The following is a 15,302-nucleotide window of genomic DNA, read 5'->3' as shown; positions in this document are numbered from 1 at the left end:
GTTTCAACCGCCTGCCAGTGAGCACGCGCCCTGGTGAGGGGGACCCCCGATCGAGGAGGCGAGCGGTATGGCGGGCGACGGGAAGGACCAGGACGTCGTCGCGGTGATCCTCAAGGACCACCGCACCATGGAGGACCTGTTCCGCCGTATGCGGAGCGTCGAGGCCGACCGGGCAGGGGCGCTGGAGAAGTTCTCGGCCCTGCTCATCGCGCACGGCGAGGCGGAGGAAGCCGAGGTGTACGGAGCGCTCAAACGCTTCAAGGACGTCGACAATGAGGAAGTGGACCACGGCGAGGAGGAGCACGCCGAGGGCAACAAGGCACTGCTGGCGCTGCTGGAGGTCGGCGATGTCGGTTCCGACACCTGGGACTCGCGGCTGGAAGACCTGGTCAAGGCGGTCTCCCACCACGTGGACGAGGAGGAGCGGACGATCCTCAACGGCGCCAGGGAGAACGTCCCCGACGAGCGCCGGGCCGAGCTGGGCGCCGCGTTCCTGAAGGAACGCGAGAAGCAGCTGGCATCCGGCTGTGGCAGCGTCGAGAACGTGCGCCGGATCGTGGGCGGGTGACCGGGCGACGAATTCGGCCATTCGTCTGCGGGGATGCTCTGCGTGTTCTCTTAGCGCTGCGGTCTGTCGTGCGCAACCATACGGACGCCGTGGAAACTCCCGACAGGAAGAAGGACGGACGTGTCCGGCAGCGAAAGCGAGAACCCGGTAATCCCCTCCCCCACCCCCACGCCGACTCCCCCCAGGACGAACCGGGACTGGTGGCCGAATCAGCTGGACCTTCAGGTGCTCCACCAGCACTCCCCGCGGTCCAATCCGCTGGGTGAGGATTTCGACTACGCGGCAGAGTTCGCGACCCTGGACGTGGAGGCGCTGAAGCGGGACCTCTTCGAGGTGATGACGACGTCGCAGGAGTGGTGGCCTGCGGATTACGGCCACTACGGGCCGCTCTTCATCCGGATGAGCTGGCACGCCGCCGGCACGTACCGCATTGCCGACGGCCGGGGCGGCGGCGGCTCCGGCGCCCAGCGCTTCGCCCCCCTCAACAGCTGGCCGGACAATGCGAGCCTCGACAAGGCACGCCGCTTGCTGTGGCCGGTCAAGCAGAAGTACGGCCGGAAAATCTCATGGGCCGATCTACTGGTCTTCGCGGGCGACTGCGCCATGCAATCGATGGGATTCAAGACCTTCGGATTCGGATTCGGCCGAGAGGACATCTGGGAGCCGGAGGAAATCTTCTGGGGGCCCGAGGACACCTGGCTCGGGGATGAGCGTTACAGCGGCGACAGACAACTCGCCGGTCCTTTCGGTGCCGTGCAGATGGGCCTGATCTATGTGAATCCGGAGGGGCCCAACGGCAACCCGGATCCGCTGGCCGCGGCCAGGGACATCCGCGAGACCTTCGGGCGGATGGCGATGAACGACGAGGAGACGGTTGCGCTCATCGTCGGCGGCCACACGTTCGGCAAGTGCCACGGCGCGGTCGATCCCGAGTACATCGGTCCGGAACCCGAAGCCGGCCCGATCGAGCAGCAAGGCCTCGGGTGGCGGAATTCCTACGGCAGCGGCAAGGGCGTGGACACGCTCACCAGCGGGCTGGAGGGCGCCTGGACCTCGGAGCCGACGAAGTGGGACAACGGGTACCTGGACAACCTGTTCGGGTACGACTGGGAGCTGACCACGAGCCCGGCCGGCGCGAAGCAGTGGACCCCCAAGGACCCCGCGGCCCAGGGCACGGTGCCCGATGCCCACGATCCGTCGAAGCGCCACGCCCCGATGATGCTGACCACGGACCTCTCACTGAAGCTGGATCCGGTCTACGGGCCGATCGCGAAGCGGTTCCACGAGAACCCGGAGCTGGTCGCGGAGGTGTTCGCCAAGGCCTGGTACAAGCTGCTGCACCGTGACATGGGGCCCCTCTCGCGCTACCTCGGACCGTGGATTCCGGAGCCGCAGCTGTGGCAGGACCCCGTCCCCGCCGTCGATCACGCGCTGGTCGGGGACGCGGAGATCGCCGATCTCAAGGCCAGGATCCTCGGCTCGGGGCTGTCCGTCTCCCAGCTGGTCGGCACCGCCTGGGCGGCGGCGGCGAGTTTCCGCGGCACCGACAAGCGGGGCGGGGCCAACGGAGCGCGGATCCGGCTCGCGCCGCAGAAGGACTGGGAGGTCAACGCCGGGTCCGAGGTGGCCGAGGTGGTGCAGGGCCTGGAGCGGATCCGGCAGGACTTCAACAGTTCGCAGTCGGGCGGCACGAAGGTCTCGCTCGCCGATCTGATCGTCCTGGGCGGGTGCGCCGCCGTCGAGCAGGCCGCGAAGGACGCCGGGCACGCCATCACGGTCCCGTTCGCTCCCGGGCGCACGGACGCCTCGCAGGAGCAGACCGATGTGGAGTCGTTCTCCGTACTCGAACCCAAGGCGGACGGGTTCCGCAACTACCTGCGGGCGGGCGAGAAGCTGTCGCCGGAGACGCTGCTGCTGGACCGCGCCAACCTGCTGACCCTGACCGCACCCGAGATGACGGTCCTGACCGGTGGCATGCGGGCCCTGAACGCCGGCTTCGGCCGGTCCCCGCACGGTGTCTTCACCGACCGGCCGGAGACGTTGACCAACGACTTCTTCGTCAACCTGCTGGACATGGGCACCGAGTGGAAGGCCTCGACCTCGGAGGAGAACGTGTTCGAAGGCCGGGACCGCGCCACCGGCGAGGTCAAGTGGACCGCCACCGCGGTGGACCTGGTCTTCGGTTCGCACTCCCAGCTCCGGGCCGTCTCGGAGGTCTACGCGTCCCAGGACGCGGGAGACAAGTTCGTGCGTGATTTCGTGGCAGCGTGGGACAAGGTGATGAACCTCGACCGGTTCGACCTCGTCTGAGTCCGGTGTCCGGGCTGCCGGCCGGCCGTCGGCAGCCCGGCAGCCGGCGGCCCGGCGGCCCGGCGGCCGTCAGGTCGCCGCGAGACGGGGGAAGAGCAACTCGGCGTTGCCCCGGTGGATCGCCCGGAGCTGCCCGTCCGACCAGTGCGGGTAGCGGTCCAGCCCGTCGTCGAAGCCGCCGCACCACTCCTCGGGCACCATGGGGAAGTCGCTGCCGTACAGGATGCGTTCGGGCGCGGCGAAGGCGAGGAGCGAGGGCAGCGAGGCCGGGCCCGCACAGAACGCGGTGTCGAACCAGAAGCTCCGCAGTTCGGCGAGGAGGTCCTCGGGGGTGGTCCCCGGGCGCAGCCGGGCAGCCGCCGCGAAGCGGTGGGCGGCGTACGGCAGGAAGCCGCCCGCGTGCGGAAGGATCATCCGCAGCCGGGGGTACCTGCCCGGGACCCCGGCGACGGCCAGGTGCAGGGCGGTGCGGGCGGTGTCGTACGGGAAGTCCACCAGCGGGCTGGGCAGGCCGGGAACCATCGCCCCGGGCGGCGCGGTGGGGTGGATGAGGACCACCGCCGCCCGCGCGTCCAGCTCGGCCCAGAGCGGCTCGAACTCATGGTCACCGAGGTAGCGTCCGTACGCGTTGGACATCACCGTCACCCCGTCGGCGCCGAGCTCGTCCAGGGCGTGCACGGCCTCGGCGAGCGCCCCGTCCACATCGGGCAGGGGGAGGACGGCGAAGTTCCCGAACCGGTCGGGCCGGTCCTTGACCAGCTCGGCGGTGAACTCGTTCACCGCCCGGGCCGAGGCGCGGGCCCCCGCGGGGTCGTCGGGGGCCGCGAGCGGGGCGGCGTAGGAGAGGATGCCGGTGGCGATCGAGCGGCGGTCCATCATCGCGATCGCGCTCTGCCGGTCCCAGGCGGGTACCGGCCAGCCGAGGGCGGCGGCTCGGTCGGCGATGGCGCGGCTGCGGTCGGGCGGGATCACATGGTGGTGGACGTCGATGCGTGCACGTTCGGTCATGACGGTCCGCTCTCCTTGGGCCGTTGTCCGGGCCGGCCGCAGTCCATGAGAGTCGACCGGCCCCGGCGGTCGCCGTCACACGCGTACGTCGCTACCGCCGTCCACCCGTCCGGCCCAGCCTCGTTCCGGCCCGGCCCCGTACCGGCCACGGGAACTCCGCCGCCCGCGCGTGCGACCCATGGCGGGCAAGGCCGCCGAGAGTCGGCGGTGCGGACGCGGTGGACGGAGACTGGTGTCATGGCGGAGCTGAACCGGCGGGGCGCACTGATGTCGGCGGCGGGCGCGGGAGCCGCGCTCGTCACGGGGATCCCGGCGGCCTCGGCTTCGTCCCCGGGCCCGTCCCCGGCTGCACCGGCAGCCGCGCCGGCAACCGCCTCGGCCGCCGCACCGCGCGAGCGGTCCGCGCACGATCCGCTCCGGGTGCACATCGTCCTGTTCGACGGTGTGGAGGAACTGGACGTGTTCGGCCCACTGGAGGTGTTCGCGGCGGCGGCTGTCCTGGGGCATCCCGTCCGCACCCTGCTCGTCACCAGCGGCAGGCCCGGCCGGATCACCGCGAGCTTCGGTACCGACGTCGCCGTACCGGGCGCCTGGGACCCCGGGGCGGCGGACGTGATCGTCGTCCCCGGCGGCGGCTTCAAGAACCGGCAGGGGCCGGGTGTCTGGGCCGAGATCCGGAAGGGCGTCCTGACCCGCGAGCTGCGCCGCGCCGCCCGCCCGTCCCTGACCCTGTTCGGCGTGTGCACCGGGGCGGTCGTCCTGCATGCGGCCGGCCTGATCGGCGACCGCCCCTGCACCACCCACCACCGGGCCCAGCAGTACCTGAAGGACCAGGGCGCCGATGTCCGCACCGCACGCGTGGTCGACGACGGCAACCTGGTGTGCGCGGGTGGCATCAGCTCCGGCATCGACGGGGCCCTGTGGATGCTGGAGCGGGAGATCGGCTCGGCGGCGGCCACCGGGGTGGAGACCCTGATGGAGTGCGAACGCCGGGGCACCGTGCTGCGGACGGCCCGGACGGCCCGCGAGCGCCACTGATCCGCCCGGGGCGGCCCGGCTACTCCCAGTCGTCCCAGGGCGGGTCGATCTCCTCCGGGTCGAAGGGCGGTTCCTCGTCCTCGTACGGCGCGGCCGGTGCCGGCGCGGCCGAGGCCGGCGGGGCCGAGGCCGGCGGGGCCGACTCGGACGGGGGCGCGGCGGCGGGGCCGGGCACGGTGGCGTGGGGCTCGGCCAGGGTGGCGAGCACGCCTTCGGCGTACTTGGCCAGCTTGGCCTCGCCGACCCCGCCGATCGTGCCCAGCTCCTCGACGGTGGCCGGGAGCCGCGTCGCGATCTCCCGCAGCGTCGCATCGTGGAAGACCACGTACGCCGGTACGCCCTGCTCCCGGGCCGTCGCGGCCCGCCAGCCGCGCAGCGCCTCGAAGACCGGCACGGCAGCCGCCGGAAGGTCGACCGGCACCCGGGCTCCCTTCCCGGTGCGACGCGAGCCGGACTCCTTGCGGGAGGGGCCGGCCGCCGCGGTCTCCTTCCGCATGGTGACGCTGCGGCGCCCGCCCAGCACCTCACCGCTGCCGTCCGTCAGCACCAGCGTCCCGTAGTCGCCCTCCACGGCCAGCAGCCGCAGGGCCAGCAGCTGGCGCACGACCCCCCGCCACTCCGCCGTGCTCAGGTCCGCTCCGACGCCGAACACCGAGAGGGCGTCGTGGTCGAACTGGATGACCTTGGCCGTCTTCTTGCCCTGCAGGATGTCGATGATCTGGCCGGCACCGAACTTCTGGCGCCGTTCCCTCGCCAGCCGCCACACCGTGGACAGCAGCTTCTGCGCCGCCACCGTGGCGTCCCAGGACTCGGCCGGGGTCAGACAGGTGTCGCAGTTGCCGCACGGCTCGCCCGGCTGTCCGAAGTACGCCAGCAGCCCCACCCGGCGGCAGTCGACCGTCTCGCAGAGCGCGAGCATCGCGTCCAGGTGCATGGCCAGGGAGCGGCGGTGCGCCTCGTCGCCCTCGGAGCCCTCGATGAGCTTGCGCTGCTGGACCACGTCCTGCAGGCCGTACGCCAGCCAGGCGGTGGCCGGTTCGCCGTCGCGGCCCGCCCGGCCGGTCTCCTGGTAGTAGCCCTCGACCGACTTCGGCAGGTCGAGGTGGGCCACGAAGCGCACGTCCGGCTTGTCGATGCCCATGCCGAAGGCGATCGTGGCCACCACCACGACCCCGTCCTCGCGCAGGAAGCGGGCCTGGTTGGCGGCGCGCGTCCGGGCGTCCATGCCGGCGTGGTACGCCACGGCGTCGATGCCCTGCTCCACCAGGAAGGCCGCGGTCTTCTCCACCGAGGACCGGGAGAGGCAGTACACGACTCCGGCGTCCCCGTCGTGCTCGCTCCGGATCAGTTCCAGCAGCTGCTTGAGCGGGTTGTTCTTCGGCGCAATGCGGTACTGGATGTTCGGCCGGTCGAAGCTGGCGACGAAGTGCCGGGCCTCCTGCAGGCCCAGCCGCGCCGCGATCTCGGCGTGGGTGGCCTCGGTGGCCGTCGCGGTCAGCGCGATCCGCGGCACCTTCGGCCAGCGCTCGTGCAGCATGGAGAGCGCCAGGTAGTCGGGCCGGAAGTCGTGGCCCCACTGGGCGACGCAGTGCGCCTCGTCGATCGCGAAGAGCGACACCCTGCCCCGGTCGAGCAGCCGCTGGGTGCCCTCGGTGCGCAGCCGCTCGGGCGCCAGGTAGAGCAGGTCCAGCTCGTCGGCGAGGAAGGCCTGCTCGACGGCCTGCCGCTGGTACGGGTCCTGGGTGGAGTTCAGGAAGCCGGCCCGTACGCCGAGGGCGGTCAGGGCGTCCACCTGGTCCTGCATCAGCGCGATGAGCGGTGAGATCACCACGCCCGTACCTTCTCTGACCAGCGCCGGGATCTGGTAGCAGAGCGATTTGCCGCCGCCGGTCGGCATCAGTACGAGGGCGTCGCCGCCGCCCACGACCTGCTCGATGATCTGCTGCTGCTCACCGCGGAAGGAGTCGTATCCGAAGACGCGGTGGAGCACCTGCAGAGCATCGGAGATCTGGGGGGACGCGTCCGAAAGGGCCATTGGAGAAGCCTACCGGCCCCCACCGACACCGCTGCCCCCTCCGGCCACGGCGCGCATACGGCCCGTCACTCAAGAGCAATTCCAAGCCATCCGGCTTCTGGCAATTGTCGCGGGAACTCCTTGCACATGCATGGTCCGCCCGGACACCACCCGGCCCGGAAAGCCGTAGAAGTGCCTTTATCGGACACATGCCCCTCGTTCATTAACGCCGTGTGAAGACGGCCGAATGAGGCCCAATGCCCATCGGGCTACGGACTGTTGACGATTGGTCACCTGTTCACTCCCAGTGATACGATCATCGCACTTGCGGAGTGGGAACGGCTCGCCGGCCCACCCGCATTTGACGGAATTCAGCAGCTGACCGTCAGTCGCCTGAAGAGAGTCTTATGACGCCTTACATACAGAACCCAGTGCTCTGGGTCCTCCTCGCCGCCGTCATCGGAGCAGTCGCCGTCATTGTTCGCCAGTACAAGGCGAACCAGGCCCAACTGTACGAGATCGAGGAGATCAAAGCCCTTCACACCGAGCTCGAGAACAGCTTCTCGAAATCGGTCGAGGCCGAGAAGGAGCAAGCCCAGGCTGCGACGAAAACGGTCCTCAAGTCCGCGATGCGGACGCTTCAGGGTCTTGCCGCCGAGCAGCAGTCGGTCATCTCCGGACTGCAGCGCAAGTACGGCGAGTCCGTCATTCTCCAGGATCTCCTGGAGATCGACCACACGAACTCTCAGTTCGGACGCCGCGCCCAGTCCATCGCCGTGCTGTGCGACGGCTGGCTGGGCCGGCAGCGCGAGGTCGCCTCGGTTTACGACGTGGTCCGCAGTGCGCAGGGCAGGATCCGCCACTTCCGGCGAGTGGAAATCCTTTCGCAGGTCGATTTCGGCATCACCAGCCGGGCCGTCGAACCGGTGGCACTGACTCTTGCCGAGCTGCTCGACAATGCCACCAGCTATTCCAGCCCGGACACCGTGGTCGAAATCAATATCCGTACCGTGCCCAAGGGCATTTGCATTGTCGTCGACGATGCCGGTGTCGGAATGAACGACGAGGAGCGGGCCCGGGCCGAAAAGCTCCTGTCGACCGAGCGGGTCTCCGGGGTCTCCGGGCTCGGCAGTCCCCCGCAGTTCGGTTTCGCGGTGATCGGCGTGCTCTGCGAGCGCTTCGGTTTCGAGGTGTCCGTGGACTCCAGCTCGCCGTACGGAGGTGTCCGCGCGGTGCTCCTCCTGCCGCACGAGCTCCTCACCGGCATGCCGGAGAAGCAGGCCCCCGCGCCGGCCGCCTCCGCCGGCCCCGCGGTCTCCGCCACCGCCACCGCGGACCCCCGCGGCCCGGAATCCGCGGCGGCCACCGCCTCCACCATCGACGGCCTGCCGCAGCGTCGCCGCAAGCGGCCGATGGTCATCGTGCCCGGCAGCACGCCGGACGCTCCCGCCGCCACGCGCTCCGGCGCGGAAACCGCGGCGATCATGGGCGCCTTCCAGCGGGGCACGCAGTCCGGACGGGCCACCCGGCCGGAGCCGGCGGACCAGTCGAGCAGCACACGTGATGCAAGCAGCGAAGGGCATGGGGTCTCGTGAACGACGATCTGTCATGGATGCTTGACAGCGCCTTGGAAATCCCCGGGGCGCTGCATGCGGTCCTGGTCTCCGCGGACGGTCTGCTGATGGCCCGGACGAAGGACTTCGGCAAGGACAACGCGGACACCGTCGCCGCCGCGATGAGCGGCGTGCAGTCGCTCAGCCGCTCGCTCGGGTTCTTCGTCGACGGCGGCAACCTGCAGTGGCGGCAGACCCTGGTCGAGTTCGACGGGGGCTGGGTCTTCCTGATCTCCGCCGGCAAGGGCGCCTACCTCGGCGTCTCCGCCTCGCCGGACGTGGACATGCAGGACATCACCTTCCGGATGCAGCAGCTCGTCAGCCAGCTGGGCAAGGCCCTGACGACACCGCCGCGCGAGAACCTCGGCATCCGCTCATGACCGGCTTCGGTGAACTGGAGCCCGAGGCCGCGGAATTAGTACGTCCGTATGTCATCACCAAGGGGCGCGGCCTGCCCGACGAGGCGCAGCTGTCCCTGATCACCCTGGTCACCGCGGCAGGCGACCAGCAGCAGCGGCCGACCCAGCTGTCTCCCGAGGAGCAGGGTCTGCTGGAGCTGTGCACCGCCGGCTACCTCTCGGTCGCCGAGATCGCCGGGCACACGCACCTGCCCATGGGTGTGGTGAAGATCCTCCTCTCCGCCCTCACCGAAGGCGGCTATCTGATCACCCGCCCGCCCGTGCAGCGCGCCACGCTCACGGACCGAGACATTCTCGAGGAGGTACTGAATGGACTCCGCGCCAAGTTTGGGTGAGCAGGCGTACGTCCGCGGCGGGGCGACCCAGACCGCCGTGAAGATCCTCGTCGTCGGGCACTTCGCCGTGGGCAAGACCACCTTCATCGGTGCGATATCGGAGATCCCTCCGCTGAAGACCGAGGAGACGATGACTCGCGCCGGCGAGTCCTTCGACGACCTCAAGGGGGTCCGGAGCAAGACCACCACCACGGTGGCCATGGACTTCGGCCGCCTGACCATCAGCGACCGGGTCGTGCTGTACCTGTTCGGCACGCCCGGTCAGCAGCGCTTTGTGCAGATGTGGGAGGACATGGCGCGCGGCGCGCTCGGCGCGCTGGTGCTGGTCGACCCCGAGCGGCTGGCGGACTCCTTCGCCGTGATCGACCTGATCGAGCAGTACGGTCTGGACTACGCGGTCGCCGTCAACCACTTCGACGGCACGCCGGACCGCGCGGAGCGGGCGCTGCGCGAGGCCCTGGACCTCCTCGACGACACCCCCATCGTCACCTGCGATGCGCGCGACGAGAAGTCGTCCGCCGACGCGCTGATCACACTCGTCCGCCATCTGCTGTACCGCGCTCACTAGGAGCAGAGAAGACATGCACGTTCAACCCACCGCCCCCGTTCCCCCACCCGGGTGCCCTGCCCATGACGCCGGCGGCCGGGTGCCCCTGTACGGGCCGGAGTTCGCGGCCGACCCGCAGGCGTACTACACCTATCTGCGCCACTACGGCCCGACCGCACCCGTGGAGATCGCGCCGGGGGTGGATGCCACCCTCGTCACCGATTACACGACGGCGCTGCAACTCCTGCAGGACTCCGGCTCCTTTCGCAAGGACGCGCGCCGCTGGCGCGACCTCAACGAAGGCCGGATCAGCCCCGACAATCCGGTGGTGCCCGCGCTGGCCTACCGGCCCAACAGCATGTTCAGCGACGGTGCCGAACACCTGAGGCTGCGCCAGGCGATCACGGACAGCATGGCCCGCGTCGATGCGCGCAAGCTGAGCCAGAGCACCGAGCAGGTTTCCGACTATCTGATATCCCAGTTCGGTGCGCGCGGCTCCGCCGACCTGCTCGGCGACTACGCCAGGCAGCTGCCGCTCTTCGTGTTCAACGAACTCTTCGGCTGCCCCGCCGACATCGGCGACCGGGTGCTGTTCGGCATCACCGGCATGTTCGACGGCGTCAACGCCGAGCGGGCGGTCGAGGTCCTGTTCGGCGCCGTCGGCGAACTGGTGGCGCTCAAGCGTGCCCGGCCGGGCGAGGACGTCACCTCCTGGCTGATGCAGCACCAGGCGAACCTGACGGACGAGGAGATGGTCCACCAGGTGGCCCTGCTGCTGGGCGCGGGCACCGATCCGCTCGGCAACCTGATCGGCAACACCCTGCACCGGCTGCTCACCCACGACCGGTACGCCGACGGCGGCGGCCTGATCGACGAGGCCCTCGACGACACGCTGTGGGACAACCCGCCCATGGCCAACTATGCGGCGCACTACCCGGCCGCCGACATGGAGTTCGCCGGACAGCAGTTCCGGGCGGGCGATCTCGTGCTGGTCAGTTTCGCCGCCGCCAACGCGGGACCGAAGCTGTCCGCGGCCCGCCAGGGCGGCAACAACCGGTCACACCTGGCATGGAGCGCGGGCCCGCACGCCTGCCCGTCGAAGGAGCCGGCCCGGCAGATCACCGTCACCGCCATCGAGAACCTGCTCAACCAGCTTCCCGATGTCGAACTGTCGGTGCCGGAGGAGAGCCTGGTCTGGCGGCCGGGCCCGTTCAACCGCGGCCTCACCGCGCTGCCCGCCCGGTTCACCGCTGTCGAGTCCGTGCGCCGGCCCGGCGCGCAGGCACATTCCGAGGCGCCTGCGCGATCGCAGGAGTCCGGGGCGGGCCGCAAGCGCGAACGCGGCGGAATGTGGAGCCAGTTCCTCAACTGGCTGGCGAAGTGACAGACGCAACTCCCTTTCGCTCCCCCGTTGTGGCATGAAAGATCCACAACGGGGGTAGTGAGCACCGCGTTGTTCTGGCGTGCTTACGAAGCGAAGGAGGTGTCGTGGAGCACATATCCACCGGCGCCGGTTCCATTCAGGGTCCCGTCGAGTTCGGCCCCCTCGATACCCGCCCATCCGGGCGGGTATCTTCTTGGGCGCTCAGGCCCAGGCGGGAGACGCTCGGCGGCCATACCGCGAGACAGGTCCTGCGGCTCTGCGAGGCGGTGGGGTTGAGCGGGGCCGACTCCGTGGCGTACGCACAGACGCTGCTCACCGTGCTGGGCCCCGCCGCCGGCCGGCCGCTCTCCCTGGCACCCGAGCCCTCCTTCCTCTCCGACGACCACACGCCGGTGGAGTTCTCCCTCGCCTTCGTCCCGGATGCGGACCCGACGCTGCGGGTGCTGCTGGAGCCCGGGTACGGGGCCGGCAGCCTGGCGGAGAACGGGCGCGTCGGGCTGAGGGTCATCCGCGAGATGGCGCAGCGGTGGGGGTTCGGCACGGCGCGGCTGGACGAGCTCGAAGACCTGTTCTTCCCCGCCGAGCCCGAGGGCCCGCTGGCGCTGTGGTGCGCGCTGGAGCTGCTCCCCGGCGGAGTGCCCAGGGCCAAGGTGTACCTGAACCCCGCGGCCTCCGGGCAGGAACGTTCCGCCGAAACGGTGCGCGAGGCACTGCGACGACTCGGCCACGACCGGGCCTTCGCCGCACTGCCCGAGGCCGACCGCCCGCTGTTCTTCGCCCTGGACCTGGGCGACTGGGAAGAACCCCGGGTGAAGGTCTACCTCGTCCACCAGGACCTGTCGGCAACGGAGGCGGCCGGACTGTCCCGGGTGACGGGCGGCCCGGGGCGGTCGGAGATCAAGCGGTTCTTCCGCACGGCGGCCGGGCACGACGCCGACGGCATCGCCTACCCGGACGTCCCGCTCGACCGGCGGCCGGGCCTCAGCTGCCACGCCTTCACCGAGAGCCGGACCGGCCGGCCCAGCGGGTTCACCCTGCACATTCCGGTACGCGACTACGCCCGGCACGACGGGGAGGCCCTCGACCGGGCGGTGGCCGTGCTCCGCCGCCACGGCATGGACCCCGCCCCGCTCCGGCGCGCCCTGTCCGCCGCCACCTCGCGCCGGCTCCAGGACGGCGTCGGGCTCATCGCGTATCTGGGGCTGGTCCACCAGCAGGGCCGGCCGCCGCGGATGAACGCGTACATCTCCTCGGAGGCGTACCAGGTGCGTCCGCCGCTGGCCCAGGCCGTCCCCGGCCGCCTGGGCTGACGGGCCCCGGCCGCGGGCCCTATGCGTCCTGTGACTCCCGCAGATCCCGCAGGTAGGCGCCGACGTCCACCTGGATCGAAGCACCCTCCGTCCGCCCGTAGCGGGCCTCGATCCCGCTGAGGTACGTGCCGATCTCCTCGCGCATGGCGGATGCGGGCGGCAGGGTGACGTCGCCGTCGATGATCCGTGCCACCCACTGCGACTGGGCCTCCACCAGGCGCGTGATGGAGCCCATCGGCCGGATCAGACCGACGAAGTACAGGCCGGGCCGTTCGGCGTCGACCACCCGCTTGTACAGGGTCACCGCCTGCTGCTGCGAGCCCCCGGGCCCCCCGGCGGGCAGGAACGGGAAGTCCATGCGGAATCCGGTGCAGTAGACGATCGCGTCCGCCTCCGCCGAAGTCCCGTCGGTGAAGGACACCTTGCCGCCGTCCAGGGATTCGATCGCGGGCTTGGGGACCACCCCGCCGTGCCGGATCCGGCTGAGGATCTCGTCCGAGATCGTCACGGCCGAGGCGAGGACCGGGTGGTCGGGCTCGGGCAGGCCGTAGTCCGACATCCTCCCCCGGGCCACGAACAGCGCCTGCTCCACGAACCGCTGCTGCTCCGCGAAGGGCATCTCGCCCAGCCACGGCGCACCGGCGATCAGGTCCACGGAGGTGCCGAAGAGCTGCTTGGGCATGACGTGCAGCCCCCGGCGGACGGACAGCATGGTCTGCGCGGCGTGCCGGGAGAGGTCCGCGGCGATGTCCACCCCCGATGCGCCCATCCCCACGACGATGACCCGCTGTCCGGCGAAGTCGCTGCCGTCGTGGTAGTCCGTCGAATGGAGAATCGTTCCGGCGAACGAGTCGGAGCCCGGTGGCAGCGGATTCGGCAGCGCCGGTTCGGAGTTGTGGCCCGAAGCGACGATCACCCGGTCGAACCGCCGCTCCGTCACCTCTCCCCGGGCGTCCCGGCTGGTGACCGTCCAGGAGGCGGCGTCGCCGACAGAGCCGCCGTCCGGGCCGCCGTCCGGGTCCTGCCGTACCGAGAGCACCTCGGTCCGCAGTTCGATGCGGGGCAGCAGCCCGGCCCACTCGGCGAACGACCGCAGATAGGCGGCGATATCGCTGTGGCGGGGATAGAGGGGCAGCTCGGACGGCATCGGGAAGGCGGTGTAACCGGTGAGCTCCTTGGCGGTGTTCAGGTGGAGCGACCGATAGCCGGGCCCCCGCTCACCGGCCCCCGGCTGCCGCCATATCCCCCCGACGTCCGGCGCCTTCTCCAGGCAGACGAAGCCGATGCCCCTGGCCGAGAGTGCGTGTGCGGTCGCCAGCCCCGACAGGCCCGCGCCGATCACGCACACGGTCGCGGTCGCGGCCGGGGGAGCACCGACAGCACGCGACCCGCCCATGGATCCCTCCACAGAACACCATCCGTCCTTGAACCGGGAGTTGGCCTTCCCCGGTACGGAAGCCAAACCGGAACCACCCGGGAAGGCCTCACGATACCGATCAAGGTTCCGGCCGGCCCGGCCGAGGCACCGGACTCGTGTTTCCCTTGGGTGTGAACACCGTCAGAACCCTCTGCTTCGCCGTCGCAGCGCTGTCCTCGTACGCCGCGCTCGTGTACCGGCTGTGCCAGGCCCGCCGCAGTTGGCGGGACAGTGCCTACCGCGCCCTGGTCGTCACCCTGCTGCTCCAGTGCCTGACCTTCACCATGGGGGCCGTCGCCATGGGAGGCGGCAGCCTCCTGGGGGTCGGCAACCTGGCCATCCTGCTGATGCACCTGTCGGCGGTCGCGTTCTGCGTCGCCGCCCAGATCATCCTGCTGCGCTGGGCGGCCGACGGCGCGGCGGCGGCGCGCGGAACGCGCTACTGGCTGGCCACCGGCATCGCGCTGAACCTGCTCCTGACGGCGCTCTTCCTGCTGGCCGGCGGTCCCGGCCGGCCCGCTTCGGACTTCGACACCGGCAGCGGGCAGCCGCTGGTCCTCACCTACCTCCTGGCGTTCATCGTCTCCCAGGCGGTTCCGTGCGTCACGATCTTCCGCCAGTGCGGCCCCTACGCCCGGATGACGGACAACGCCTCGCTGCGCCAGGCGCTGCGGCTGCTTTCCGTCGCCGCGGTGGTGCTGTTCCTGTACTGCCTGGCCAGGACGGTGAACATCCTGACCGCCGCGGCCGGTCTCGACATCGGCGTGTGGAAGCTCTGCGCCTCCGTCTTCAGCGCGGCGGGCATCGTGGTCCTCTCGCTGAGTCTGACCATGTCCTCCTGGGGCACCTCGGCGGCCCGGCTCCTGGAGTGGGCGTACGCCTACCGGTCGTACCGGGCGCTGTACCCGCTCTGGCGGGACCTGTACGAGGCCTCCCCGGACATCGCTCTGGAGCCGCCGGGGGCTTCGGTGTCCGCTTCGGTGTCCGACCTGGACTACCGGCTGCACCGGCGGGTGGTGGAGATACGTGACGGATGGCGGGACCTGCGCCCGTACATCGAGCGCACCGGCCACGCCGGCACCGGCGGGCCGGCCGGCGAGGCGGGTGCCGAGGCGGGTGCTGCGGGTACGGAGGTTCGGCAGGCCTTCGCCGAAGCGGCGCAGATCAGGCAGGCCCTCCAGGCCAAGCGGACGGGCATCATCCCGCCGGACAACAAGGACGCCGGCGCGTTCGACGACCGCGATACCAACAATTTCCCGGCGGAGGTCGCCTGGCTCACCCAAGTGGCGACCGCCTACAGTAAGCTCGGCAGCGCGAGTTGAGGGCTCCCGCCCGGTTT

13 protein-coding genes are annotated in these 15,302 nt (G+C 70.6%); 10 read left to right on the top strand and 3 right to left on the bottom strand.

Annotated features, from left to right (window positions below; translation table 11 throughout):
- Positions 1–67: 67 nt before the first annotated feature.
- Positions 68–568 (top strand): hemerythrin domain-containing protein, encoded by a 501-nt coding sequence (locus DEJ50_RS29645; protein WP_150211136.1) that lies wholly within the window; start codon positions 68–70, stop codon positions 566–568.
- Between the two features lie 120 nt (positions 569–688).
- Positions 689–2,878, top strand: a complete 2,190-nt coding sequence (katG, locus tag DEJ50_RS29640; RefSeq protein ID WP_150211135.1) for a catalase/peroxidase HPI — start codon at positions 689–691, stop codon at positions 2,876–2,878.
- 69 nt (positions 2,879–2,947) lie between these two features.
- Here katG and DEJ50_RS29635 read toward each other — a convergent pair whose 3' ends face one another.
- Positions 2,948–3,886 carry an amidohydrolase family protein gene (locus DEJ50_RS29635; RefSeq protein WP_150211134.1) on the bottom strand — a complete coding sequence of 313 codons (939 nt, stop codon included), beginning with the start codon at positions 3,884–3,886 and terminating at the stop codon, positions 2,948–2,950.
- A 237-nt stretch (positions 3,887–4,123) separates the two neighbouring features.
- Between DEJ50_RS29635 and DEJ50_RS29630 the strand changes: the two genes are divergently transcribed.
- The gene (locus tag DEJ50_RS29630) at positions 4,124–4,924 is read left to right on the top strand and encodes a DJ-1/PfpI family protein (RefSeq protein WP_150211133.1); all 801 of its coding nucleotides are present in this window, start codon (positions 4,124–4,126) and stop codon (positions 4,922–4,924) included.
- A 19-nt stretch (positions 4,925–4,943) separates the two neighbouring features.
- Here the strand turns inward: DEJ50_RS29630 and recQ are convergent, their stop codons facing one another.
- Positions 4,944–6,959, bottom strand: a complete 2,016-nt coding sequence (gene recQ / locus DEJ50_RS29625; protein ID WP_150211132.1) for a DNA helicase RecQ — start codon at positions 6,957–6,959, stop codon at positions 4,944–4,946.
- 386 nt (positions 6,960–7,345) lie between these two features.
- On the opposite strand from recQ, the gene DEJ50_RS29620 reads away from it, so the two are divergent.
- The 6 genes from DEJ50_RS29620 (at position 7,346) to DEJ50_RS29595 (ending at position 12,546) form a co-directional block, all read left to right on the top strand.
- Entirely contained in the window at positions 7,346–8,533 is a 1,188-nt protein-coding gene (locus tag DEJ50_RS29620; protein WP_150211131.1) for an ATP-binding protein, read from the top strand.
- On the top strand, positions 8,530–8,931 hold the full coding sequence (locus tag DEJ50_RS29615) for a roadblock/LC7 domain-containing protein (protein ID WP_150211130.1): 402 nt from the start codon (positions 8,530–8,532) through the stop codon (positions 8,929–8,931). Before DEJ50_RS29620 ends, DEJ50_RS29615 begins: the two co-directional genes overlap by 4 nt.
- Complete coding sequence (locus tag DEJ50_RS29610; protein ID WP_150211129.1) at positions 8,928–9,305, top strand: DUF742 domain-containing protein; 378 nt, start codon at positions 8,928–8,930, stop codon at positions 9,303–9,305. The genes DEJ50_RS29615 and DEJ50_RS29610 overlap by 4 nt, the downstream gene beginning before the upstream one ends.
- Entirely contained in the window at positions 9,280–9,873 is a 594-nt protein-coding gene (locus DEJ50_RS29605; RefSeq protein WP_150211128.1) for a GTP-binding protein, read from the top strand. The genes DEJ50_RS29610 and DEJ50_RS29605 overlap by 26 nt, the downstream gene beginning before the upstream one ends.
- Before the next feature lie 13 nt (positions 9,874–9,886).
- Positions 9,887–11,236 carry a cytochrome P450 gene (locus DEJ50_RS29600; RefSeq protein ID WP_150211127.1) on the top strand — a complete coding sequence of 450 codons (1,350 nt, stop codon included), beginning with the start codon at positions 9,887–9,889 and terminating at the stop codon, positions 11,234–11,236.
- A 266-nt stretch (positions 11,237–11,502) separates the two neighbouring features.
- Positions 11,503–12,546: a tryptophan dimethylallyltransferase family protein gene (locus tag DEJ50_RS29595; protein ID WP_190345070.1), complete on the top strand. Its 1,044-nt coding sequence runs from the start codon at positions 11,503–11,505 to the stop codon at positions 12,544–12,546.
- 19 nt (positions 12,547–12,565) lie between these two features.
- Here the strand turns inward: DEJ50_RS29595 and DEJ50_RS29590 are convergent, their stop codons facing one another.
- Positions 12,566–13,942, bottom strand: a complete 1,377-nt coding sequence (locus DEJ50_RS29590; RefSeq protein ID WP_150211126.1) for a flavin-containing monooxygenase — start codon at positions 13,940–13,942, stop codon at positions 12,566–12,568.
- Between the two features lie 152 nt (positions 13,943–14,094).
- On the opposite strand from DEJ50_RS29590, the gene DEJ50_RS29585 reads away from it, so the two are divergent.
- The gene (locus tag DEJ50_RS29585; RefSeq protein WP_150211125.1) at positions 14,095–15,285 is read left to right on the top strand and encodes an MAB_1171c family putative transporter; all 1,191 of its coding nucleotides are present in this window, start codon (positions 14,095–14,097) and stop codon (positions 15,283–15,285) included.
- The last annotated feature ends 17 nt before the right edge of the window (positions 15,286–15,302 follow it).

Source organism: Streptomyces venezuelae, from assembly GCF_008642295.1.
Classification (GTDB): Bacteria; Actinomycetota; Actinomycetes; order Streptomycetales; family Streptomycetaceae; genus Streptomyces; species Streptomyces venezuelae_C.
Note: the sequence above shows the minus strand (reverse complement) of the source record. Positions and strands in the feature narration are given on the sequence as shown.